Genomic DNA, 22189 nt, shown 5'->3' on the forward strand with positions numbered 1-22189 from the left:
GTCATGCAAATGTCACAAATAGAGACGCGGTCTCGATTGTGGACTCGAATGATGAAAGGATGATTTCCAAGGGCTGGGCAATTTACCGAAGGCCGTCCCGTCCGTCATTGCGAGCGAAGCGAAGCAACCCAGGGCGGCGTAGTGCTGCCCTGGGTTGCTTCGCTTCGCTCGCAATGACGAAAGTGTGAAATCAGAGTTCCGAATCGCCCAGCACGGCGGCGCGCAGTTCCTCGATCCCCATGCCCTTTTCAGAGCTGGTGACGTGGACCACGGGGAACGCGGCGGGATGCTTGCGGGCTTCGGCGATGGTGGCGGCGTGGACCGCCTCCAGTTCGCTGGCCTTGATCTTGTCCGCCTTGGTCAGGACGAGGCGGTAGCCCACCGCCGCCTGATCCAGCATCTCCATCATGTCGAGATCGACCTGCTTCACGCCGTGGCGCGAATCGATCAGCACCAGCGTGCGCTTGAGTTCCACACGGCCACGCAGGTAGTCGCGCACCAGACGGCGCCAGGTCTCGACGACCTTGGGCGGCGCCTTGGCGAAGCCGTAGCCCGGCATGTCGACGAGACGGAACTTGAGCGGCTCGGCCACGTCGAAGAAGTTCAACTCCTGCGTGCGGCCCGGCGTCACCGAAGTACGCGCGATCGCCTTGCGGCCGACCAGTGCGTTCAGCAGCGAGGACTTGCCCACGTTCGACCGGCCCGCAAAGGCGATCTCCGGCGCATCGGGATCGGGCAGGAACTGCAGCGACGGTGCCGACTTCAGGAACGTCACCGGTCCCGAGAACAGCTTGCGCGCGCGCTCCGTCAGTTCTGCCATTTCTTCATTCACGCGATCATCACTCACTTTGTACGGGCCGCCGCGCGTGCCTTGTCGGCCGTATCCTTCTCGGCTTGCGCCTTGAGCTGCGGATGGCGGCTGTAGAGGAACTTCTGCTGCGCGATGGTCAGGATGTTGGAGGTGATCCAGTAGACCAGCAGGCCCGAGGCGAAAGGCGCCATCACGAACATCATGAACCACGGCATCAGCTTGAACACCTGCTGCTGCGCCGGGTCCATCTGGGCCGGGTTGAGCTGGAACTGCAGGTACATCGTCGCGCCGAGCAGCAGGGCGAGCAGGCCGATCGCCAGGAAGCTGGGCGGATCGAAGGGCAGCAGGCCGAACAGGTTCAGGATGTGCAGCGGATCGGGCGCGGACAAGTCCTTGATCCACAGCACGAAGGGCTGGTGGCGCATCTCGATGGCCAGGATCAGCGTCTTATAGAGCGCGAAGAACACCGGGATCTGCAGAAACATCGGCAGACAGCCTGCGAGGGGATTGACCTTCTCCTGCTTGTAGAGGGCCATGATCTCCTGCTGCTGCTTCTGCTTGTCGTCCTTGTAGCGCTCCTGGATCGCCTTCATCTTCGGCTGGATCGCGCGCATCGCCGCCATCGAGGCGAACTGGCGCTGGGCGACCGGGAACATCATGCCGCGCACGATGAGGGTCAGCAGGATGATGGCGACGCCGAAGTTGCCGACAAGGCTGAACAGCTTGGTGAGCAGCCAGAAGATCGGCTTCTCGAACCAGCGGAACCAGCCCCAGTCTATCGCGAGGCCGAAGTTGGCGATGCCCTGCGCCTCGTAGGCGTCGAGCACCTTGTGCTCCTTGGCGCCCGCGAAGATCTTGGTCGTCACGCTCTGGCGCGTGCGCGGCTGGATCACGGCCTGATCGTATACCACGTCGGCGCGGAAGATCTGGTTGCCGAGCGAACGGAACGTGCTCTCCGCCTTCGCGCCCACGGGAATGAGGGCCGACATCCAGTAGATGTCGGTGAAGCCGATCCAGTCGGTGCGGCCCGCTTCGTTGACGGTGCCGGCTTCGGCCACGTCCTTGTAGTTGGTGCCGAAGGTCACCGAACCGTCGAAGGCGCCGATCGGCCCCGAATGGACGTTCCAGGTATCGAGGCTTGCAGTCTTCTCGGTACGGTTGACGAGCGCGAAGGGCTTGACCGAAACCGCGCCGCCGCCCGCGTTCTCGACGGTCTGCTGCGCGGTGATCATGTAGTTCTGGTCGATCGAGTACGTGATCGCGAAGCGCTGGCCGGTGGGGTTCGCCCAGGTCAGGGTCACCGGGGTGGTCGGGGTCAGCGTGGCGTTCGCGGGCGCGGTCCAGACGGTCGAGGCGGTCGGCGCGGCGACGCCGCCCTCACCCAGCCAGCCGACTTGCGCGAATTGCTGCGCGGGGGTGCCCGCGGGCGAGAAGATTCGGACCGGGCCGGAATTCTTCTCGACCGTCTCGCGGTGGCGATTGATCACGAGGTCGTCGACGATCGCACCGGTCAGGTTGATCGAGCCCGAGAGGCCGGGCGCGGAAATCTTCACGCGGCCCGGAGCAGCCAGCTCGGTCTTGAGGTCGGTAGCTTCCAGCGTGCGGTCGGCGGCATCCATCAGGCCACCTTCGCGCGTCGGCTTGGTGGGACTGGAGGCGTTCTTGGCGCCGCCGGACTCGACGATCTGCGTCGGGGTCTTGGCCTGCGGATAGAAATAGCCGACCCCGGCCTCCCAGCCGAAGAGCACGAGCGCGGTCAGTACGACCGCAAGGATGATGTTACGCTGGTTTTCCACGAAAGCCTGTTTCCTGCCCGTATCTTCGTCTCGGCGGCGGCCATGTGGGGCCGCCGGCATCACTTCGCCAGTATCTAAGGTTCAGTCCGGCACGGGATCGTGCCCGTGCCCACCCCAAGGATTGCAGCGCAATAGACGCCACAGCGCCAGCAATCCACCCTTGATCGCACCATGCTTGCGAACCGCGATAATCGCGTACTGCGAACAGGAGGGGGAGTAGCGGCAGGTGGGCGGCATGATCGCCGAAGGACCGAGTTGCCACAATCGCGCGACACCGATGATCGCCAGCCCCGGAAGCGAGACGAGGAAGGCGAGAACCTTGGTCATTTGCGAGGGCCACGCCTGCGATTCGGCTGGCGGGGCGCATCACCCTTCCCGTCCCGCGCCCGCCCCAGAGCGGCGACGAGTTCGCCGCGCAGCTTGTCGAAGTCGCGCTCGACCCCGCCTTCACGGCCGATCAGCACATGGTCGGTGTCGGCAAGGCCATGCTCGGGCAGCAATTCGCGAAGCAGCGCGCGGAAACGCCGTTTCATGCGGTTGCGCACGACGGCATTGCCGATCTTCTTGGTCACCGTGATCCCGGCGCGCCGCCCCAGCCCGTCATTGCGGTTGGCCAGCAGCACGAAACCGGGGCGCGCGACTCGCAGGCCGCGATTGGCAGCGAGAAAGTCCGAACGACGGCTCAGGACCGTGTAGGCGTCAGCCTGCTTCATGACAGCTCGAACGTCGGGACATGGCGATTCGCGCCAAAGCAAAACGGCGCCAGCCCATGCCCTCGCGCAAGGCGAGAGCGTGGGCTGGCGCCGCTTATGGCAGGAGCTTTGCGCCCCTGCCGATCCCGGCGGATTAGGCCGAGAGCTTGGCGCGGCCGCGAGCGCGACGCGCGCGCAGAACCTTGCGGCCACCGACGGTCGCGGTGCGGGCACGGAAGCCGTGACGACGGGCGCGAACAAGGTTGCTCGGCTGGAAAGTGCGCTTCATGTCAGTCCTCGAAAATCTAACAAAAAGGGCCGCCCAAACCGGACGACCATGGAAATCGTTGGCCGCCGTTACTGGAACGACGGGATTGAGTCAACAACAGCCGCAAGCTGGAGGAACTGAAAACGCGGACTCACATCCACTTTCACCTCGTCCAGTTGCACCCACGCACTCATCTCCCCCGCGTCGAGCCAGCGCGCCGAAGCGAAGGGCACGGAATTAGTCATGGCATAGAACGCCTGCGCCTCGGCCGCATTCATGCCCATGGCGCGGTAGTAGTCGATGTAGCGACGATTCTCGGGCGCATTGGCGGCATAGTCCGAGGGCTCGAGCCCGGTGTCGTCCTGCCAGGAATGCACCGCGAACTCGGAGCCCGGATCGGCGTAGCGCCGCGCGCCCGCCAGGAACAGTTCTACCCCGCCCGAACGCACCGACCCTCCCGCCGGAACATGGGTGACGATGCCGCTGCGGCGAATCATCTGGCCGACCTGCAGGTTGGCGAGGTCGTCCTCGGTGCCGGGGCAGTCGATCATCTCGATCGTGGCAATTCCGGGATGGTCGCGCAGCATCGCGGTGAACTGCCCGGGCGTGCGCGCGTCGGTGACATCGACCAGCGCCGCCCGGCCCTCGTCCAGCACGCGGAACGGACCGTAGGCCGGACCTTGCGGCATCGCAGGCGCTTCGATCGCGGTAGTGAAGAGGGTGCGCTCGCCCCCGGTAACGACGGAATCGGTGACCTCGTCGACAGTCTCGTACTCGATCACCTGCGCCGACAGGGGGGACACGGCGAAAAGGGCGACCAGAGCAAGACTTGCGGAAAGCGAGCGCATCACAAGTCTATGCCGGGAACACCCTTACCCTCTTCCTCACGGGTCCGGTTAAAGTGCTGTAAGGTATATTTTTGAACATGGCGCCGCCGCGAGCGGGCCTTACTAGACGAGGTCTTCTTCGCAATTCTTGCAGAAAGGCCCTTCCCTTGGTCGCCATCGTCTCGACCGTCGCGTACCTCGGGCTCGAGGCGCGTGCCGTCGAGGTGCAGTGCCAAATCGCACCGGGAATGCCCGGCTTCACGCTCGTCGGCCTGCCCGACAAGGCGGTGCGCGAAAGCACCCAGCGGGTGAGCGCGGCGCTCACCGCGATGGGGTTGGCGTTGCCGCCCAAGCGAATCATCGTCAACCTCTCCCCCGCCGACCTGCCCAAGGAAGGCTCGCACTTCGACCTGCCGGTAGCGCTGGCGTTGCTGGCGGCGATGGGCGTGGTCGATGCCGAGCAACTGGGCGATTTCGTGGCGGTGGGCGAACTCGCGCTCGATGGCCGGGTGATCCCCTCTCCCGGCGTATTGCTGGCGGCGATCCACGCCAGCGAGCACGAGAAGGGTCTGATCTGCCCGGCCTCGCAAGGCTCGGAAGCGCGCTGGGCCAGCGGGGTGCCAGTGGTCGCGGCGCCCAATCTCATCAGCCTGCTCAACCACTTGCGCGGCATCCGAGTGCTGCAGACGCCACCGCTGGGCGAGGTCGAAACGCGGGCAGGCGGCCCCGATCTCCGGCAGGTCAAGGGACAGGAAACCGCCCGCCGCGCACTAGAGATCGCGGCTGCGGGCGCGCACAACCTGTTGATGGTCGGGCCACCGGGCGCGGGCAAGTCGCTGCTCGCATCGTGCCTGCCCGGCGTCTTGCCCGAACTCACCCCGGCCGAAGCGCTGGAGGTATCGATGGTCGCCTCGGTAGCGGGCACGCTGGAGGGCGGGCGGATCAGCCGTGCCCGGCCGTTCCGCGCGCCGCATCACTCCGCCTCGATCGCCGCTCTGACCGGTGGCGGGATCAAGGTGCGGCCGGGTGAAGTTTCGATGGCGCACCTCGGCGTCCTGTTCCTCGACGAACTGCCTGAATTCCAGCGGCAGGCCCTCGATTCGCTGCGCCAGCCGCTGGAATGCGGCGAAGTCACCGTCGCCCGCGCCAATGCCCATCTCACGTATCCCGCACGAGTCCAGTTGATCGCGGCGATGAACCCATGCCGGTGCGGCTACATGGGCGACCCCGCCCTTGCCTGCAGCCGCGCGCCGCGCTGCGGGGCGGATTACCAGAGCAAGGTTTCCGGGCCGCTGCTCGACCGGATCGATCTTCACGTCGAGGTAGATCCCGTCCGCGCCGTCGATCTCGCCCTCCCGCCACCAAGCGAAGGCAGCGTGCAGGTCGCCGCCCGGGTGGCTCAGGCGCGCGAGATTCAGGCGGAGCGACTGAACGGCACCAAGGCGCGCACCAATGCCGAACTCGACGGCGACCTGCTGGAAGCCCACGCCACTCCGGACGAGGCCGGACGCCGCCTGCTGATACAGGCCGCCGAAACGATGCGCCTCTCCGCGCGCGGCTACACCCGCATCCTGCGCACCAGCCGGACGATCGCCGATCTGGCGGGGGCGGGTCAGGTCACCCGCATCCATGTCGCCGAGGCGCTGAGCTATCGCCGCCGTGCTCCGGTGGGGTGAGAGCCCGCGCAAGGTGACAGGGTTTACACGGTTGACACGGTCCAGAGAGAAAAGGTGTCACCTTAGAGCCGGAAAGTGTCACCTTAGAGCCGCAAGGTGACACATTTTGCGTGCGATGTGTCACCTTGTGCGAGTGAGGTGTCACCTTGCGGTGTAACCTTGTGATGGGAGTTGAGCGACGGACGGTCATGAGCGCAGTGTATCGGAGTGCCCGTTGTGTAGGAAAGCCGACCTTCGGCAAGCGCCCCGTTGCGGTCGTTGATGCCCATTGCCTATGCGCGTATTGCAGCCGCTGTTAACCGAAGGCACACAAGGTGGCATGAAGCATGATTTATCTGCCGATCTACGCCGCGAGCGCCGCGCTGTCCTGCGATTGTATTCGGCATCTTTCATGTCGAATACTAAGTGGCGGTCTGTCTTCACTGCCTTAGAGAACGATGGCCTTGGCATACGACAGCTTGTCATCAAGTTCATCGAGGCCGAGAACGAAAAAGCTATCAGTCTACCATGGCTCAATGCGCCCCATGCTTTCGTGGACAGTATCGATTTCGGCCCATTTCCTCTTGTCGGGATCGAATGGATGGAGGTTCCAGCGGTAGCTATTTTTCCACGAAAAAATAATGTGCCCGCCGAGCACTACCCGCAAGATATTGCGGCCGTCCGTTCTGCGCTTTTGGCGCTCGGCAGGAAACTTCCTTTGGAGGATACCTCGACTGGCTTACGGATTGTTGGTCACGCTCGCTGAAGCATCCAATACAGTCTGTCGGCCATCCACACTTTGCCGTCATTCCCGCGAAGGCGGGAACCCATCTTCTGACGCTTCGTGTTGCACGGGCATCAGTTGGGTCCCCGCTTTCGCGGAAATGACGGGGTTGGTTTAGAGCCGTTAAAACGGCAGATAACCACTCAAATCCGTTATTCGAACACCGTCGTCATCCCAGCGAAGGCTGGGACCGCTATGACCATGATATGCAATCTCGGCAGAGTTGCGGCAGCTTTTTCCCAGCCTAGCCGAGATGTCGCGACAGAACGAGAGCGGTCCCGGCCTTTGCCGGGATGACGGTCTGGTTCTGAGACGGCAGATAGCCCTTACTCCCGCACATCCAGTTGCCGCAGGACCTCCGCCACTACCTTGGGCGAACTCGAAAAGTCGAGGTGGCTGCAGCGTATCGCCACCGCACGATCGCGCTCGTGCGGCCAGCCCGCAGCGGCGCGGGGCTGGATGATGCCGTCGCGCGGGCTCCATAGGGCGATCGTCGGTACGGCGGGTTTCTCCGAGAAATCGCAGTCGATCGGCGGGCTGTCCACCGAATGGCCGGTCACCACCTGATAGGCCTTCCACGCATTGTTGGCCCGCGGATCGCCCGAAAAGGGCGTGCCCATGGTAATGACCTTGGCCACCAGATGCGGCTCGCGCCGGGCGATCTCGCGCGCGAAGAGGCCGCCGAGCGACCAGCCGACCAATGCGACCGGGTGCCAGTTCTCCCGCGCGATGATCGCCACCCGGCGCATGAGGTAGGAGAAATTGCGCTCGTTCGGCCCGAGGTTGAGGCCCAGGCCCCACTGGTGGACATGGTGCCCGGCGGCGGAGAGCGCGTCGGCCATCGGCTTCATCCGCTTGGGATGCGCGCCGAAGCCGGGCAGCAGCATGACCGGCATCGGGCTGACTGCCGGCTGCACCCGCTGCCCCGTGAACCGCACCTTGTGGCCGCCCCGATAGAGCGAGCGCAGTTCCGCCCACAGCAGCTCGAGCGGCGGCTTGCCGACCCCCTCGGGGTGCTGCTCGCGCGCGAAGGCGGCGCGCCGCGCGATCGCGGCGCGCAGGGATCCCGCGAAGCGTTCCTGTTCCTCGTTCAGCGGATCCATCGCTCTCTTCGCGTTACCCCATCATGTCTTGCAGTCGCCGAGGCGAGTGGTGGTCAGGTGCATCGTCATCTTCATTGAACCCGTGGGCGCAGGTCCGCCGGTGGTATCCATGTCGACCGTGACATCTGAACCATCGCGCCTGACCGTGCCATTAAGCGTCATCGTCGATTTGCCATCACCGGCGGACTGGCAATCCATCTGGGCATCAAGCCTGCCGCCATCAACGTCGAACTTCGAATAGGAGCACTCGTTCCCCTTGCCCACACCCCTGAACATGTCGCGATAGCCTTTTTCGGCGTCCGCCCTGGTCAGGCAGATGGTGCTTTCCTGCTTCGCCGCCATCATCGACTTCATCTGTTCGGCGGCTTCCTTCGGCATGCCCGGCACTTCGAGACGGGTGATCTCCACCGTCTGCCGATACTGGCCCGGCTGCGGAGTATCGAGCTTGGCCGCCTCGTGCTTCACCTCCTCCGCCGACTTCGGTGCACCGCCGCTCCCGGCTTGCTCGCCGTCGTCCTTCGATCCGCAGCCGCCCAGAACCAGCGCGCCCGTCATCATGCTCAGCGCCGCGATCATGATCCTGCCCTTCATGGCCTTCTCCTCTCCCTGAGATGCACCGAGGGCTATCACCGCCCTGCCCCAACGCCAACGCCCTGTTGCCGCGGGAACGGATATACCCCATATGTTCCGCCATGGCAGAGATCATCATCCGGCGCGGCCTCGAAGAACCCGATACTTCGGAGAACTTCGTCCCCCACAAACCGCAGCGGCCCGAGAAATCGATGCCGGGCAAGCCGTTCAAGATCGTCTCGGACTATGCCCCGGCGGGCGACCAGCCGACCGCCATCGCCGAACTCGTCGCCAGCGCGGCCGATGGCGAGAAGACTCAGGTGCTGCTGGGGGTCACCGGCTCGGGCAAGACCTTCACGATGGCCAAGGTGATCGAGGAACTGCAGCGCCCCGCGCTGATCCTGGCGCCGAACAAGATCCTGGCCGCGCAGCTCTACGGCGAGTTCAAGGACTTCTTCCCGGACAACGCGGTCGAATATTTCGTCTCGTACTACGATTATTACCAGCCCGAGGCCTACGTGCCCCGGTCGGACACCTACATCGAGAAGGAAAGCTCGGTGAACGAGGCGATCGACCGGATGCGCCACTCGGCCACCCGCGCGCTGCTGGAGCGCGACGACGTCATCATCGTCGCCTCGGTGTCGTGCCTCTACGGCATCGGTTCGGTCGAGACCTATTCGGCGATGATCTTCGACCTCGTCACCGGCAAGGCGCAGGACCAGACCGAGATCATCCGCAAGCTCGTCGCCCTGCAGTACAAGCGCAACGACGTGGCGTTTGCGCGCGGCAACTTCCGCGTCCGCGGCGACAATCTGGAGCTGTTCCCCAGCCATCTGGAAGACGTGGCCTGGCGCATCAGCTTCTTCGGCGACGATATCGAGGAGATCGCCGAATTCGATCCCCTCACCGGCAAGAAGGGCGCGGTGCTGGAAAAGGTGCGCGTCTATGCGAACTCGCACTACGTCACGCCCGGCCCGACGATGCGGCAGGCAAGCGAGGCGATCCGCTTCGAGCTGACCGAGCGGCTCAAGGAACTGGAGGCCGAGGGCAAACTGCTGGAGGCCCAGCGGCTTGAGCAGCGCACCAACTTCGACCTGGAGATGATCGCCGCCACCGGATCGTGCAATGGCATCGAGAACTACAGCCGCTTCCTGACCGGGCGCATCCCCGGCGAGCCGCCGCCGACCCTGTTCGAGTACCTGCCTGACAACGCCCTGCTCTTCGTCGACGAAAGCCACCAGACGGTGCCGCAGATCGGCGCCATGTCCAAGGGCGACCACCGCCGCAAGATCACGCTGGCCGAATACGGCTTCCGCCTGCCCAGTTGCATCGACAACCGCCCTCTCCGCTTCAACGAGTGGGACGCGATGCGTCCGCAGACTTTCGCCGTCTCGGCCACCCCCGGCCACTGGGAGATGGACCAGACCGGAGGCGTCTTCGCCGAGCAGGTCATCCGTCCGACCGGCCTGATCGACCCGCCGGTGGAAATCCGCCCGGTCGAGGATCAGGTGCAGGACTGCATCGCCCAGTGCAAGGACGTGGCGGCCAAGGGCTACCGCACTCTCGTCACCACCCTCACCAAGCGCATGGCCGAGGACCTGACCGAGTTCATGCACGAGCAGGGCGTGCGGGTGCGCTACATGCACTCCGACGTGGAGACGCTGGAGCGCATCGAACTGATCCGGGACTTGCGCATGGGCGTCTACGACGTGCTGATCGGCATCAACCTGCTGCGCGAGGGGCTCGACATTCCCGAATGCGGCCTCGTGTGCATCCTAGACGCGGATAAGGAAGGCTTCCTGCGCAGCGAGACTTCGCTGATCCAGACGATCGGCCGCGCCGCGCGCAACGTGGACGGGCGGGTGATCCTCTACGCCGACCGCATGACCGGATCGATGGAGCGCGCGATCGCCGAAACCGACCGCCGCCGCGCCCGGCAGGAGCAGTTCAACCTCGAAAACGGCATCACCCCGCAAACGATCAAGCGCCGCATCGCCGACATCGTGGCGGATACCGCCAGCCGCGACGGCGTGGTGGTGGACCTCGAGGATGACAGCACCAGCAACCTCGTCGGCCACAACCTGCGCTCGTACATCGAGGACCTGGAGAAGCGCATGCGCGCGGCCGCCGCGGACCTGGAGTTCGAAGAGGCCGGACGCCTGCGCGACGAGATCAGGCGGCTTGAGCAGAATGAGCTTGGTTTGCCCGAGGCGGAGCACAAGGCGCCGAGGGTGGGGCGTAGCAACGAGGGCAAGCCGGGCACACGCAAGATGCGGTACGGGAAGACGCAGCGGAAGTTCGGGAAGTAGCCGGCTTTTCCATAAGGGGGCTTGTTGCGAATCACTTAGTGGCCAGTATTAAAAGTGCTGCGCATTACTGAGGGCAGCCATGATAAAACCGACAAGACTTTACACTCAACTCCTCGAATCCCGAAACCGAACCGTCGCCTTCCGGGATTTCGAGCGGTTGCTGAAAGCCTTCGGCTTCGAGCATGTCCGCACGAAGGGCAGTCACCAGATCTGGACGCATCCGTCCCTGCAACGGCCCTTCCCCGTCCAGCCCAGCGACAAGGACGCGAAGCCCTATCAGGTTCGCGAGTTCCTTGAACTGGTTGAGCAACACGGGCTATATATCGTCCTGTGAACGAGCCACATTACCACATCAACCTGTTTTGGTCGGACGAGGACGCGAGCTGGATCGCGGACGTTCCCGACCTCAAGCCCTGTTCCGCGCACGGCGATACGCGCGCCGAAGCGCTCGCCAACATCGACGATGCCATCGCAGGCTGGCTGGACGTGGCGGCCGAAAAGGGCTTGGCCATTCCCGAGCCCCGGTATCGGCCCGCGATCTACGCGGCGGTCTGATCCCTCACACCGCCACCCCGCGCGCCTTCGCGAAGGCCGCCAGCTTCGCCTGATAGTTCGCCTTGCGCTCGGGCGTGATCCACGCCGTGTCGAAGGCATTGCGCGAAATCCGCACCAGTTCCGCCTTCGTCAGCGATGAGCGCGTCTGCGCCTCGATCATGGCCTGGGTGATGTAATTGCTGCCCATGTAGGCCGGGTCGTCCGAGTTGATCGAGACCTTCAGTCCCTGATCCAGCATCCCGCGCACCACCTCCACCGGCTGCCCGTCCACCACGACCTTGCCCGAGAACGAGGGGCAGACGGTGAAGGCCATGTCCTTCGCCTTGGCGATGGCGATCAGTTCGGGCGACTGCAGGATGTTGCCGCCGTGGTCGATGCGATCGACGGCGATGTCGACCAGCGCCTCGCGCAAGTGTTCCAGCGTATCCTTCTGGTTGACGTCGCAATGCGCCGTCACCTTCAGCCCGGCCGCGCGGGCCTTGGCGAAGTGGGCGGCGAACTTGGCGGGCGGGTTGTCCTTCTCGTCCGAATCGAGGCCGACGCCGACCAGCTTGTCCTTGTAGGGCAGCGCCGCGTCGAGCGCGGCCATCGCGTTGTCCGCCGTCAGGTCGCGCATGAAACACAGGATCAGCTGTGAGCCGATGCCCAGCTTCGCCTCGGCATCGGCGCGGGCGCGGGTGATGCCGCCGATCACCGCCGCGATCGGCACGCCCCGGTCGATGTGCTGCTGGGGGTCGAAGAACATCTCGGCATAGAGCACGTTCTGCGAATGGGCCTTGGCGAGATAGGCGTAGCACAGATCGTAGAAGTCCTGCTCGGTCAGCAGCACGTTCATGCCCTCGTAGTAGACCTTCAGGAAGGTGGGCAGGTCGTGGAACACGTAGCTGCGCTTCATCGCCGCGACGTCGGCATAAGGCAGCTTCACGCCGTTGCGCCTGGCGAGGGCGAACTTCATCTCGGCTTCCAGCGTGCCTTCGAGGTGCACGTGGTACTCGGCCTTGGGCATGGCGGCGATGAAGGTGGCCATGTCATCCGGCGCGGCGAGGGCACGCATCGGCAGCAGCGGCATGGCGGCAGCGCACAGCGCGCCGCCGATGAGGGAACGTCGATCCAGATTCATGTTGATGGCCCACCCCTGAGTTAACGAGGCGGATCATCGAGGCCGGCGCAGGGCTTGTCCAACCGAGAAAACCGGGCGCGGCGTTGCAGAAAACGGCGAGGCCGAGGGACGCCATCGCAGTGTCGAAATCGACCTGCCGCGTTCCCCTTCATCGTCATTCCCGCGAAGGCGGGAACCCATCTCCTGACGGTGCCTGCATCACTGGAATCAGTTGGGTCCCCGCCTTCGCGGGGATGACGGGATTGAGTCAGGGCTGCCGGCGATGCACTCTAATACCTCAGCTCCAGGTCGCTTCGGGCGGCAGACTCATCAGGATCGCGTCGATATTGCCGCCGGTCTTCAGGCCGAACAGCGTGCCCCGGTCATAGACGAGGTTGAATTCGGCATAGCGCCCGCGCCATTCCAGCTGCTGCGCCTTGTCGGCGGGGGTGAAGTCCATGCCCATGCGGCGGCGCACCAGCCGGGGGAATACCGCAAGGAATGCCTCGCCCACCGCCTTGGTGAAGGCGAAGTTCGCCTCCCACGCGGCTTCGTCGCCGCATTCGAGGTGGTCGTAGAAGATGCCGCCGACGCCGCGATGGACCTTGCGGTGGGGGATGTAGAAATACTCGTCCGCCCAGGCCCTGAAGCGGTCGTAGTAATCCCCGCCGTGGACATCGCAGGCGGCCTTGAATTCCGCATGGAACTCGGCCGTGTCCTCCTCATAGGGCAATGGTGGGTTGAGATCGGCGCCGCCGCCGAACCACGCCTTGGTCGTCGTCAGGAAGCGCGTGTTCATGTGAACCGCCGGGACATGCGGGTTCGCCATGTGCGCGACGAGGCTGATGCCGGTGGCGGTGAAGCCGTTGTTCTCGGCCGAGGCCCCGTTGATGGTCGCGGCGAAGTCCTTGGCCAATCCGCCCGAGACGGTCGAGATGTTGACGCCGACCTTCTCGAACACACGCCCTTTCATGAGCCCGCGTGTGCCGCCTCCGGTTTCGCCGCCCTGTTTGTCTTCGGCACCCTCCACGGCGGCGCGCTGCCAGGGCGTGTAGCCGAACACCGCATCGGAGCCCGCCTCGCGCTCGATCGCCTCGAATTCAGCGCAAATGCGATCGCGCAAGGTGCGGAACCAGTCGCTGGCGCGCGTCGTGTAGGGGGTCCAGTCCGTCATCCGTGTCCTCATGGCAGGTTGCCGTAACGTGGCACCCTTCGCTTTGCACGGCGCTTGCCAAATTGGACAAGCTGCGGCAAGGAAAAGCCATGGTTCCCTTTTCGTTCTGCGGTCAGGAGATGGTTCTGGTGGACGGCGCCATGCGGGGTGCCTGCGCGCTCTACTGGCCGCGCGAACAGGCGCTGCTGGTCGCAGACCTCCATCTGGAGAAGGCCAGCTTCTTCGCCCGCACCGGCCAGATGCTGCCCCCCTACGACAGCCGCGAGACGCTGGAACGGCTTGCCTCGGCAGTGCGGACCACGGGCGCGCGGCGGGTCTTCGCACTGGGGGACAATTTCCACGACAGCGCCGGACCGGACCGGCTGGAGCCGCACGCCGCCGGGATGCTCGCCGCGCTGACCCGCGCGCTCGACTGGGTGTGGATCGCCGGCAATCACGACCCGCATCTGGGCGCCGAGGCAGGTGGCACCCGAGTCGAGGAACTGATGCTGGCAGGCCTTGCCCTGCGCCACCAGGCTTTGCCGGGCACATGCGAAGCGGAAGTCTCGGGCCACTTCCATCCGCGCCTGATGATCGAGGCGCGCGGACGGCGGATTGCGCGCCCTTGTGCGGTGCGCAGCGAGAAACGGCTGATCCTGCCGGCCTTTGGAGCGTTGACCGGCGGTATGAATGCGGCCGATCCGGCGATCCTGTCCGCGCTTCAGCCGGCCGATGCGATCGAGGCGCTGGTGCCTGCTCGCGGGCAGTTGATACGCTATCCGCTCTGGCGCAAAGCGGCCTGAATACCTATATGGCGCGCAAGGCCGGTTTTCCGGTCGGGGCGTTCCATCTGCAATCTCGTGAAATCGCGCTTTGCGCGCGAGGACGAATCGCATTAATGACCGCCGAATCCAGCCACGTCGACTGTAACGACTCAGGAGAACGCATATAGCACCCCCACCCCGGCGCATGATGACGCCACCGGTCAAGAGTGGACCGCGCTACAATAACATGATCCAGTCGGACAAGGTCCGCGTCATCGACCATGAGGGCGAGAACCTGGGCGTCATGTACACGCGCCAGGCGATCGAGCAGGCAGCTGAGGTCGGTCTCGACCTCGTTGAGGTCTCCCCGAACGCCGATCCGCCGGTGTGCAAGTTCCTCGACGTGGGCAAGTACCGTTACGAGGCGCAGAAGAAGGCAAACGCCGCTCGAAAGACGCAGAAGACGCAGGAGATCAAAGAGATCAAGATGCGTCCGAACATCGACGACCATGACTACGACACGAAGATGCGCAATGTCGTGCGCTTCATCGAGGACGGCGACAAGGTCAAGGTGACGCTACGCTTCCGTGGTCGCGAGCTTTCGCACCAGCAGCTTGGCATGGACCTCCTGCGCCGTGTGCAGCAGGATGTGGAAGAGATCGCCAAGATCGAAGCCTATCCGCGCATGGAAGGCCGCCAGATGCTGATGGTGCTGTCGCCGAAGTAAGCGATAGCTGTCGGTTTCGACGCAAACGAGGGGCGTGGCCGATGGCCGCGCCTTTTGTCGTTTGAGGATGGGGCTTCGAGACGGCAGAGCGCCATGATCATACCTCCAATCGTCATTGCGAGCGAAGCGAAGCAATCCAGGGCGGTTTATGCTGCCCTGGATTGCTTCGCTTCGCTCGCAATGACGAAGGGTGGCTTAATCCGATACCATCTCAACCCCGCTCAGGCTGAGCTTGTCAAAGCCCCGTGAGCGAAAAGCCGCCGCTCAGCCCTTCCACTCGCGGCGTTCTTCCGCCGCGCGCAGGACTTCGTAGGCAAGTTGGTACGTCTGGAACGCCTTCGCCGCCTCGGCATCATTGGGCTTCACGTCCGGGTGGACTTCCTTGGCCCTGGTGCGCCACGCCTTGCGCACCGCATCGAAGTCCGCGTCGGGATCGAGGCCCAGCGCTTCCAGCGCCCGCAGTTCATCCCGGCTGCGCGACCCGTCGCCCGAGCCGCCCCAGCCGTAATGCTGCGCTTCCTTGTAGCCGGAGGTCTCGGCCTGCTCGCTCGCTTCGCGCGCGGCGGCTTCCTCGGCGTCCAGCCCGGCGAAGTAGTCCCAGCCCGAATTGTATTCCGCCGCGTGCTTCTGGCAGAACATCCAGCGATCGGGGCTGTTGGGGCTCTTGGGAGCGGGGCACTCGCCGCGATCGTTGCAGCCGTGGCGATCGCACAGACGAACTTCCACGGCCTCGCGCGCGCTGCCATAGCCGCGCCAGCGCGGAAAACCCCAGTCTGCGGATCGACGTGCGCGGCTCATCAGATCGGCGATACGCTGCGACTCGACGGGGACGCAACCCCCGTCTGACGCAAAAATATCAATCCAGCGCGCTGGGCACGCCCGCGCGCTGGAAACGGCATCAATCGATGGTGACGGTCACCGCGCGGCGGTTCTGCGCCCACGAAGCCTCGTCCGAACCGAGCGCGATCGGGCGCTCCTTGCCGTAGCTGACGGTGGTGATGCGCGAGGGGTCGATGCCCAGGCTCGCCAGATAGTTCTTGGCGGCGTTGGCGCGGCGTTCACCCAGCGCGATGTTGTATTCGCGGGTGCCGCGCTCGTCACAGTGGCCCTCGATCGTGGCGCGCTTGTTGGGGTACTGCTGCAACCACTGCGCCTGCTTGGCGAGAGACGCCTGATCCTGCGCATCGACGGTCGATTCGTCGAGGGCGAAGTAGATCGTGTCCGCGCCCATCATCTTGGCGACGAAGTCCGCCTGGCTGCCGGGCTGGGCCATGCCGTAGCCGCCGCTCGACTGGCCGGTGTCGGTGCTGGTCGCCGGGCCGGGATCGGGCGGAAGCTGGGCCGGAGCCTTCTTGCCGCAAGCCGAGATGGCAAGAGCGCCGGCCACGACCAGCGCCGTCGCGCCGACGCGGGTGATGCGCATGGATGAGAGGGAAGAAGGCATCGGCAATCTCCTATGTCGCCGCCATGATACGACTGGCCTGTTGAATGGGCGGCATGGTGTGATGGTTCCGTTCAATTCTCTACACAGTCAAGATGAACGTCGGGCAACCTGAATGCGAGAAAACGGCCCCGGATTTCGCCGGGGACGCCAACTTGCTGCATTCGCCTGCAAATCAGGGGCGGATCGGACCCCAGGCCGGATCCGAGGCGCCCACCGGGGTCGGCAGCTTGCGCTCGTTGCGGCCGGTGAGGTCGACCTGCCAGATCGAGGCGAGGCCGGTGCTCTTGGTCGTGCGGAAGAACTGCACGATGCGGCCGTTAGGCGACCACGTCGGCGCCTCGTCCTGCCACGAATCGGTGAGGTGGCGCATGCCGCCGCCGTTCGGGTTCATCACGGCGACGCGCAAGTTGCCCGCGATGTGCGTGAAGGCGATCTGGTCGCCGCGCGGGCTCCATTCGGGCGTCGCCGCGCGGCCGCCGAAGAAGCTGATCCGGCGCTGGTTCGACCCGTCCGAATTCATCACATAGACCTGCTGGCTGCCCGAGCGGTCGCTCTCGAACACAATCTGCGAGCCGTCGGGCGAATAGCTGCCGCCGATGTTGATGCCCGGGCCGTTGGTCAGGCGCTGCGGGGTGCCGCCGCCTGCCGAGGAGATGCGGTAGATGTCGGTCGTGCCGCCCTTGGCCATCGAATAGAGCACCCACTTGCCGTCCGGCGACCAGCGCGGCGCCAGCGTCGGCGCACCGGTGCGGGCGATCAGCGTCTGGCGGTCGGTCGCAAGGTCGTAGGCGTAGATGCTCGGCTGTCCGTTGAGGTAGGACAGGTACATGATCTTGCTGTAGTCCGGCGAATAGCGCGGGGTGAGCGCCATCGACTGGCCGCTGGTCAGGAAGCGGTGGTTGGCCCCGTCCGAATCCATGATCGCAAGGCGCTTCATGCGATGGTCCTTGGGACCGGTCTCGGCGATGTAGGCGATCTTGGAATCGAAGAACGGGCTTTCGCCCGAGAGGCGCGAATAGACCATGTCGGCGCACTTGTGCGCGGCGCGGCGCCAGTCGGACGGGGGAACCTGCCAGCCGCCCTTCACCAGCTGCTGCTTGAGCTGCACGTCGTAGAGATAGCAGCCGATTGTCAGGTTGCCGTCGCCGCCTGCGCGCACGAAGCCCTGTACCAGCATGTCGGCGCTGCGCGCGGCCCATGGCGTGTAGTCGGGCGCCTGGATCTGGCCATAAGCGGGCTGCGGCAGGCCATCGGGGCCGGAGGGCTTGAACAGGCCGTTGTTCTTGAGATCGCCCGCCACGACTTGCGCCAGCGCCCGGCCCAGCTGGCCGGTGGTGCCCGCATTGGTGCGCGTCGGCACGTCCTGATCGGTGGCGAAGGTGGTGATGGCGATGCCGAGGTCGTTCCACGCGCTGTCGTCGGAAACGGTGACTTCGAGGCCACCGTCCTGCGGCGCGGGGGGCGTGATGACCGGTGCCGTCTGGGCGAAGGCCGTACCCGAAACCGTCAGCATCAATCCCAAGGCGAGAACACGGGTTATCTTCATTGCGATAGCCTTCTGTCAAACGTGGTCGTGACGACCTTCCAGCCCTCGTAGAGATCGTCGGGCAAGTTGAATGGCGCCGCAAGCCTTACCGCACGCACGGCCTGTTCCTGATGGCGTTCCACCTGCGCGCGGTTGGAGGCGTTGACGCCGCTGGTGCCGATCACCTCGGGCGCGCCGGCAAGGCTGCCGTCGCGGTTGAGGCGGAAACGCACCTTGGTAGTCAGCAGTTCGACGTCGGCGCCCTGCGGCGCCTGCCAGTGCGGCTTGAGCTGCCGGTTGATCGCAGCGCCCAGCGCCGAGCGGGCCGAAGGACCGATCTCGGACGCAGGCGTGCCGGTCGGCTTGGGCGCGCTGGAAGTGGCGCCCGGCGTGCCTGGCTTGAACGCATCGTCGAAAGCACTGGTGCCTGCCTTCTTCGGCGGCGTCGCCGAATTGCTCGATCCCGAAGACTGCCCTGTGGTGGCCGGCTTGGTCGCGGGCCTTGTCGCAGGCTTCGCCGCGGGTTGGGGCGAAGGCTTGCGAACGATGTCGTCGATCGCGCTGGACTTGCGCGGCGGCGCCTTGGGCGCGGGCTTTGCCGCAGGCTTGGGCGGCGTCGGCTTCGCTTTGGGCGGAGTCGGCTTGGGGGGCGCGGGCTTGGGCTTGGGCTTCTCGACCGGCTTGGGTTTCGGAACCGGTTTCGGAACCGGTTTCGGCTCGGGTTTCGGCTCAGGCTTGGGCTTTTCCACCACGCGCGGCGCGGGTTCGGGAGCGGGAGCCGGTTCGGGCTCCGCCGCAGGCGCGGGTTCGGGTGGCGGCGGTGCCGCCGCCGGCGCGGGCTGGCCCAGTTCCGGGCTCTTGTCCGGAGACGCCTCGCCGGGATTCGGGGCAGTCGAAGTCGCCGCGACCTCGTCGCTGATCGTCACCTCGATACGCTCGGGCGGCTTGACCACGTTGTTCGAGCGCGGGCTGTACAGGATCGCAGCCAGCACCGCGCCGTGCAACAGCACGGCGACGACGAGGCCGATCCTCTCATCCTTGCGCACACCCAGTACCGCCATCAGACCGACCCTACCCGGCGCGCCTTAACCGCCGCTGACATCGGTAACCAGCGAGATCGAGGTGAAGCCTGCGCGGTTGAGTTCGCCCATGACTTCCATCACCCGGCCATAGTCGAGCGCCTTGTCGGCGCGCAGCGTCACCAGCGGCGGCTTGCCGTCGGGACCGGCGGGCGTGGAGGCCAGACGCTCGGGCAGTTCGCCGGACGCGAGTTCGTCCTGCTCGTAGAATACCGCGCCGTCGCGGCGCAGGGTGATGGTGATCTGGCCCTGCTCCTCGCTCATCGCCTTGGCGCGGCTTTCGGGCAGTTCGATCGGCACCGCCGCCTTCAGCAGCGGCGCGGTGACCATGAAGATGATCAGCAGCACCAGCATTACATCGACGAGCGGCGTGACGTTGATCTCGGCCATGGGGCCGCGACCGCCGCGTCCGCGACGCCGACGTCCGCCGCCTCCGGACATCCCCATCGCCATCAGCGCTGCTCCAGCTGGCGCGTGAGGGCTGCGTGAAGATGGTCGGCGAAGCGCTGCAGCCGGGCCTCGAAGCCGTTCACCTTATGCGAGAAACGGTTGTAGGCGATGACCGCCGGGATCGCCGCGAACAGGCCGATCGCAGTGGCGAACAGCGCCTCCGAGATGCCGGGGGCGACGACCGCGAGCGAGGAATTCTGCTGCTGGCCGATATCGAAGAAGCTCTTCATGATGCCCCACACCGTGCCGAACAGGCCGACGAAGGGCGCCACCGAACCGACGGTTGCCAGGAAGTTCAGACGGTCGGAGAGCTTGTCCGCCTCCTCGCCCACCGAGGAATTGAGGATCGTGGCGATGCGCTGGCGGGCACCCTCGGCATCGATGCCGGGGCCGACGTTGCGCTTGAATTCACCGAGGCCCGCGCCTGCGACCTTGCCCATCGGCACGTCGCCGCGCTTGCGCTCCTTCTGGTAGGTGTCGAAGTTCTGGGCCTCCCAGAAGCCTTCCTCGTACTCGTCGCAGCGACGGCTGATCGCCCCCATGCGCACGATGAAGGTGACGATGATCATCCATACCCACACGCTGGCGAGGACCAGCCCGGCCATGATCGCCTGCACCACGATGTCGGCATCGAGGAACAGTTTCACCGGGTTGAGATGGTTGTCGTCACCGGCGAAGCTGATGGTCGAGGCAAGCAGGTCGAGCGTCATTCTGGTCCTTCCGGGGCCGGAGCGGCGATGGGTTCAAGTGTGGCGAAAGCCTGTTGCCAGGCCTCGGGCTGTCGGCGCGGTCGTCCTTCAGGGCTGATGAACGCGACCTTTACGGCCGCCTCGCATAGCCTGACATCACCCCGCAATGCGACCTGTCGCAGCACACTGGCGACGCGGCCGGTGCTTTCGGCCCAGGTCTCGATGATGATCGTGTCGCCAAGGCGCGCGGGCGAGAGGTAGCGCAAGTTCGCCTCGGCCACGGTGTAGAGTCCGGTGCCCGCCTCCAGCGAGGCGCGCTGGTCGATGCCGAGCACGTCGAGCAGGTCGGAGCGGGCACGCTCGAACCAGCGCAGGTAGTTGGCGTGATAGACCACTCCGCCCGCGTCGGTGTCCTCGTAGAACACGCGCAAGGGGTAGCGGTGGACTTTGCCGTCGATCACGCCCGATTGAGGCATGAGGGGGGAGGATGGTGCGTCCGTCATTCCGGGCGGTTGTGTAACGGGGAGCAGGGCGACTTCAACCCCGGGAGCGCAGGAACCGACCTTGGAGGCTGTATTGCGGGGTAAATTTTCGGTGGACAGCGGTGGAAGTGCCCACCCCTGCCCCCTCCCGCTTGCGGGAGGGGAATGAGAGACCTGCACTTCGCCCTCCCGCTCGCGGGAGAGCCGGGAGGCTTATGAGCGAAGTGAATTAGCCGGACGGTGTGGGCAAAAGGCCTTATTCCCCGATCATCTGGAAGAACTGGCGCCCGCCGAAGATGTGCACATGCAGATGCGGCACTTCCTGATGGCCGTTGGTGCCCATGTTCACCATGAGGCGATACCCCGGCCCGTCCAGCTCAAGCTGCCGCGTCACGGTGCCCACCGCGCGCATGAACCCGGCGATCTGAGCATCGTCGGCCTGCCCGGTGAAGTCGTCCCACGAAACGTAAGCGCCCTTGGGGATTACCAGCACATGGACCGGCGCCTGCGGGCGGATGTCGTTGAAGGCGAGCGCATGGTCGTCCTCGTAGACCTTCGAGCACGGCAGTTCGCCGCGCAGGATCTTCGCGAAGACGTTGTTGTCGTCGTAAGGCAGCTTCGGATCGATGGGCATCGGGTTCTCCACTCGAACACTTCGTCTTGCGAGCGTAGCGAAGCAATCCAGCGAAGCGCAACTGTGCCTTGGGTTGCTTCGCTACGCTCGCAATGACGGATTTGGGACGGATCAGGACTTGCGTGCAGCTTTCTCGGCAATCCCCGAGACACCTTCGCGGCGGTCCAGTTCGGCCAGCACGTCGGCCAGCGGCACGTCCTTGGCGCCGAGCAGGACCATGAGGTGGAAGATGAGGTCCGCCGCCTCTCCGACCAGCGCCTTGTGATCCTCGGTCAGCGCCGCGATCACGGTTTCGGTCGCCTCCTCGCCCAGCTTCTGCGCGATCTTGCGCAGGCCCCTGGCGTTGAGCTTGGCGACATAGCTGGAATCGGGATCGGCCGCGCGGCGCTCGGCAATCGTGGCTTCGAGGCGTGCGAGAGTGTCGAGGCTGCTCATGCCCTGCCCATGCGGTGCAGGGGCCGCGCGGTCAAGAGCGCGTCAGTCCTCGCCGCGCTTGGACGACAGCTTGCGGCCCACGGCGACGCCGACGACGCCAAGGCCAAGAAGCAGCATGCTGCTGGGTTCGGGAAGCGGGATGCCCCCTGCGGCATAGGCGGGAACCGGCGCAACGAAAGTCGCGACGAACGCCGGAATGAATTTCAAAACGGGCACCGCGAATCCTCCTGTTGATCCGATGGCCTAGATTTTGCCATCGACCACCGGGTGCGCTGCAGCAAGCGCCGATTCGGGGTTGTCCCGATGTGGTTCACTCCGTTAGTCGCATTCGACTAACA

Annotated in this window: 27 protein-coding genes; 7 read left to right on the forward strand and 20 right to left on the reverse strand. The window is 65.1% G+C overall.

The features are described from left to right. Positions 1 to 190: 190 nt before the first annotated feature. The 6 genes from yihA to PKE80_RS07735 form a co-directional block, all read right to left on the reverse strand. Positions 191 to 820 carry a ribosome biogenesis GTP-binding protein YihA/YsxC gene (gene yihA, locus PKE80_RS07710; RefSeq protein WP_271181974.1) on the reverse strand — a complete coding sequence of 210 codons (630 nt, stop codon included), beginning with the start codon at positions 818 to 820 and terminating at the stop codon, positions 191 to 193. Between the two features lie 23 nt (positions 821 to 843). Next, the gene (gene yidC / locus PKE80_RS07715; RefSeq protein ID WP_271181975.1) at positions 844 to 2607 is read right to left on the reverse strand and encodes a membrane protein insertase YidC; all 1764 of its coding nucleotides are present in this window, start codon (positions 2605 to 2607) and stop codon (positions 844 to 846) included. Positions 2608 to 2688: 81 nt separating this feature from the next. Continuing rightward, on the reverse strand, positions 2689 to 2934 hold the full coding sequence (gene yidD, locus PKE80_RS07720) for a membrane protein insertion efficiency factor YidD (protein ID WP_069709045.1): 246 nt from the start codon (positions 2932 to 2934) through the stop codon (positions 2689 to 2691). Beyond that, positions 2931 to 3320 carry a ribonuclease P protein component gene (gene rnpA, locus PKE80_RS07725; RefSeq protein WP_271181976.1) on the reverse strand — a complete coding sequence of 130 codons (390 nt, stop codon included), beginning with the start codon at positions 3318 to 3320 and terminating at the stop codon, positions 2931 to 2933. Before rnpA ends, yidD begins: the two co-directional genes overlap by 4 nt. A gap of 133 nt (positions 3321 to 3453) precedes the next feature. Further along, positions 3454 to 3588 carry a 50S ribosomal protein L34 gene (gene rpmH / locus PKE80_RS07730; RefSeq protein WP_008831762.1) on the reverse strand — a complete coding sequence of 45 codons (135 nt, stop codon included), beginning with the start codon at positions 3586 to 3588 and terminating at the stop codon, positions 3454 to 3456. A 68-nt stretch (positions 3589 to 3656) separates the two neighbouring features. Continuing rightward, complete coding sequence (locus PKE80_RS07735; protein WP_309298978.1) at positions 3657 to 4370, reverse strand: alpha/beta hydrolase; 714 nt, start codon at positions 4368 to 4370, stop codon at positions 3657 to 3659. A 191-nt stretch (positions 4371 to 4561) separates the two neighbouring features. Between PKE80_RS07735 and PKE80_RS07740 the strand changes: the two genes are divergently transcribed. Beyond that, a complete protein-coding gene (locus PKE80_RS07740; protein WP_271181978.1) occupies positions 4562 to 6070 on the forward strand; it encodes a YifB family Mg chelatase-like AAA ATPase in 1509 nt (502 codons plus the stop codon). A 319-nt stretch (positions 6071 to 6389) separates the two neighbouring features. After that, complete coding sequence (locus PKE80_RS07745) at positions 6390 to 6815, forward strand: hypothetical protein (protein WP_271181979.1); 426 nt, start codon at positions 6390 to 6392, stop codon at positions 6813 to 6815. Between the two features lie 344 nt (positions 6816 to 7159). Here the strand turns inward: PKE80_RS07745 and PKE80_RS07750 are convergent, their stop codons facing one another. Both PKE80_RS07750 and PKE80_RS07755 read right to left on the reverse strand, forming a co-directional pair. Next, positions 7160 to 7936, reverse strand: a complete 777-nt coding sequence (locus PKE80_RS07750) for an esterase/lipase family protein (RefSeq protein WP_008831766.1) — start codon at positions 7934 to 7936, stop codon at positions 7160 to 7162. 21 nt (positions 7937 to 7957) lie between these two features. Continuing rightward, positions 7958 to 8527 carry a DUF3617 domain-containing protein gene (locus PKE80_RS07755; RefSeq protein WP_069709040.1) on the reverse strand — a complete coding sequence of 190 codons (570 nt, stop codon included), beginning with the start codon at positions 8525 to 8527 and terminating at the stop codon, positions 7958 to 7960. 101 nt (positions 8528 to 8628) lie between these two features. Here PKE80_RS07755 and uvrB point away from each other — a divergent pair, with 101 nt between their 5' ends. The 3 genes from uvrB to PKE80_RS07770 all read left to right on the forward strand — a co-directional run bounded on the left by uvrB (position 8629) and on the right by PKE80_RS07770 (position 11370). Next, positions 8629 to 10815 (forward strand): excinuclease ABC subunit UvrB, encoded by a 2187-nt coding sequence (gene uvrB, locus PKE80_RS07760; RefSeq protein WP_271181980.1) that lies wholly within the window; start codon positions 8629 to 8631, stop codon positions 10813 to 10815. A gap of 79 nt (positions 10816 to 10894) precedes the next feature. After that, a complete protein-coding gene (locus PKE80_RS07765; protein ID WP_271181981.1) occupies positions 10895 to 11149 on the forward strand; it encodes a type II toxin-antitoxin system HicA family toxin in 255 nt (84 codons plus the stop codon). Continuing rightward, on the forward strand, positions 11146 to 11370 hold the full coding sequence (locus tag PKE80_RS07770) for a type II toxin-antitoxin system HicB family antitoxin (RefSeq protein ID WP_271181982.1): 225 nt from the start codon (positions 11146 to 11148) through the stop codon (positions 11368 to 11370). Before PKE80_RS07765 ends, PKE80_RS07770 begins: the two co-directional genes overlap by 4 nt. A 4-nt stretch (positions 11371 to 11374) precedes the next feature. Here PKE80_RS07770 and add read toward each other — a convergent pair whose 3' ends face one another. Continuing rightward, positions 11375 to 12490 (reverse strand): adenosine deaminase, encoded by a 1116-nt coding sequence (gene add, locus PKE80_RS07775; RefSeq protein WP_271181983.1) that lies wholly within the window; start codon positions 12488 to 12490, stop codon positions 11375 to 11377. A 277-nt stretch (positions 12491 to 12767) separates the two neighbouring features. Continuing rightward, positions 12768 to 13643: an oxygen-dependent coproporphyrinogen oxidase gene (gene hemF, locus PKE80_RS07780; protein WP_271181984.1), complete on the reverse strand. Its 876-nt coding sequence runs from the start codon at positions 13641 to 13643 to the stop codon at positions 12768 to 12770. 89 nt (positions 13644 to 13732) lie between these two features. Between hemF and pdeM the strand changes: the two genes are divergently transcribed. Both pdeM and infC read left to right on the forward strand, forming a co-directional pair. After that, positions 13733 to 14425 (forward strand): ligase-associated DNA damage response endonuclease PdeM, encoded by a 693-nt coding sequence (pdeM, locus tag PKE80_RS07785; protein ID WP_271181985.1) that lies wholly within the window; start codon positions 13733 to 13735, stop codon positions 14423 to 14425. Between the two features lie 166 nt (positions 14426 to 14591). After that, on the forward strand, positions 14592 to 15113 hold the full coding sequence (gene infC, locus PKE80_RS07790) for a translation initiation factor IF-3 (protein ID WP_036528118.1): 522 nt from the start codon (positions 14592 to 14594) through the stop codon (positions 15111 to 15113). A gap of 264 nt (positions 15114 to 15377) precedes the next feature. On the opposite strand, the gene PKE80_RS07795 is transcribed toward infC, so the two are convergent. From PKE80_RS07795 to PKE80_RS07840, 10 genes are all read right to left on the reverse strand, one after another. Then, on the reverse strand, positions 15378 to 15911 hold the full coding sequence (locus PKE80_RS07795; protein WP_008831775.1) for a J domain-containing protein: 534 nt from the start codon (positions 15909 to 15911) through the stop codon (positions 15378 to 15380). A gap of 100 nt (positions 15912 to 16011) precedes the next feature. Further along, entirely contained in the window at positions 16012 to 16557 is a 546-nt protein-coding gene (pal, locus tag PKE80_RS07800; protein ID WP_008831776.1) for a peptidoglycan-associated lipoprotein Pal, read from the reverse strand. Between the two features lie 172 nt (positions 16558 to 16729). Then, complete coding sequence (gene tolB, locus PKE80_RS07805) at positions 16730 to 18103, reverse strand: Tol-Pal system beta propeller repeat protein TolB (RefSeq protein WP_271181986.1); 1374 nt, start codon at positions 18101 to 18103, stop codon at positions 16730 to 16732. Further along, entirely contained in the window at positions 18100 to 19143 is a 1044-nt protein-coding gene (tolA, locus tag PKE80_RS07810; protein WP_271181987.1) for a cell envelope integrity protein TolA, read from the reverse strand. Before tolA ends, tolB begins: the two co-directional genes overlap by 4 nt. Positions 19144 to 19167: 24 nt before the next feature. Continuing rightward, positions 19168 to 19614: an ExbD/TolR family protein gene (locus PKE80_RS07815; protein ID WP_036528115.1), complete on the reverse strand. Its 447-nt coding sequence runs from the start codon at positions 19612 to 19614 to the stop codon at positions 19168 to 19170. Continuing rightward, positions 19614 to 20321, reverse strand: a complete 708-nt coding sequence (gene tolQ, locus PKE80_RS07820) for a protein TolQ (RefSeq protein ID WP_008831780.1) — start codon at positions 20319 to 20321, stop codon at positions 19614 to 19616. The genes PKE80_RS07815 and tolQ overlap by 1 nt, the downstream gene beginning before the upstream one ends. Further along, positions 20318 to 20776, reverse strand: a complete 459-nt coding sequence (locus tag PKE80_RS07825; protein WP_271181988.1) for a YbgC/FadM family acyl-CoA thioesterase — start codon at positions 20774 to 20776, stop codon at positions 20318 to 20320. Before PKE80_RS07825 ends, tolQ begins: the two co-directional genes overlap by 4 nt. Before the next feature lie 262 nt (positions 20777 to 21038). Beyond that, on the reverse strand, positions 21039 to 21416 hold the full coding sequence (locus tag PKE80_RS07830; protein WP_271181989.1) for a histidine triad nucleotide-binding protein: 378 nt from the start codon (positions 21414 to 21416) through the stop codon (positions 21039 to 21041). Positions 21417 to 21527: 111 nt separating this feature from the next. Next, positions 21528 to 21851 carry a phosphoribosyl-ATP diphosphatase gene (locus tag PKE80_RS07835; protein ID WP_271181990.1) on the reverse strand — a complete coding sequence of 108 codons (324 nt, stop codon included), beginning with the start codon at positions 21849 to 21851 and terminating at the stop codon, positions 21528 to 21530. 42 nt (positions 21852 to 21893) lie between these two features. Next, a complete protein-coding gene (locus tag PKE80_RS07840) occupies positions 21894 to 22067 on the reverse strand; it encodes a PEP-CTERM sorting domain-containing protein (protein WP_069709032.1) in 174 nt (57 codons plus the stop codon). Positions 22068 to 22189 lie beyond the last annotated feature (122 nt).

The organism is Novosphingobium resinovorum, from assembly GCF_027922145.1.
In the GTDB taxonomy this organism is placed as follows: domain Bacteria; phylum Pseudomonadota; class Alphaproteobacteria; order Sphingomonadales; family Sphingomonadaceae; genus Novosphingobium; species Novosphingobium resinovorum.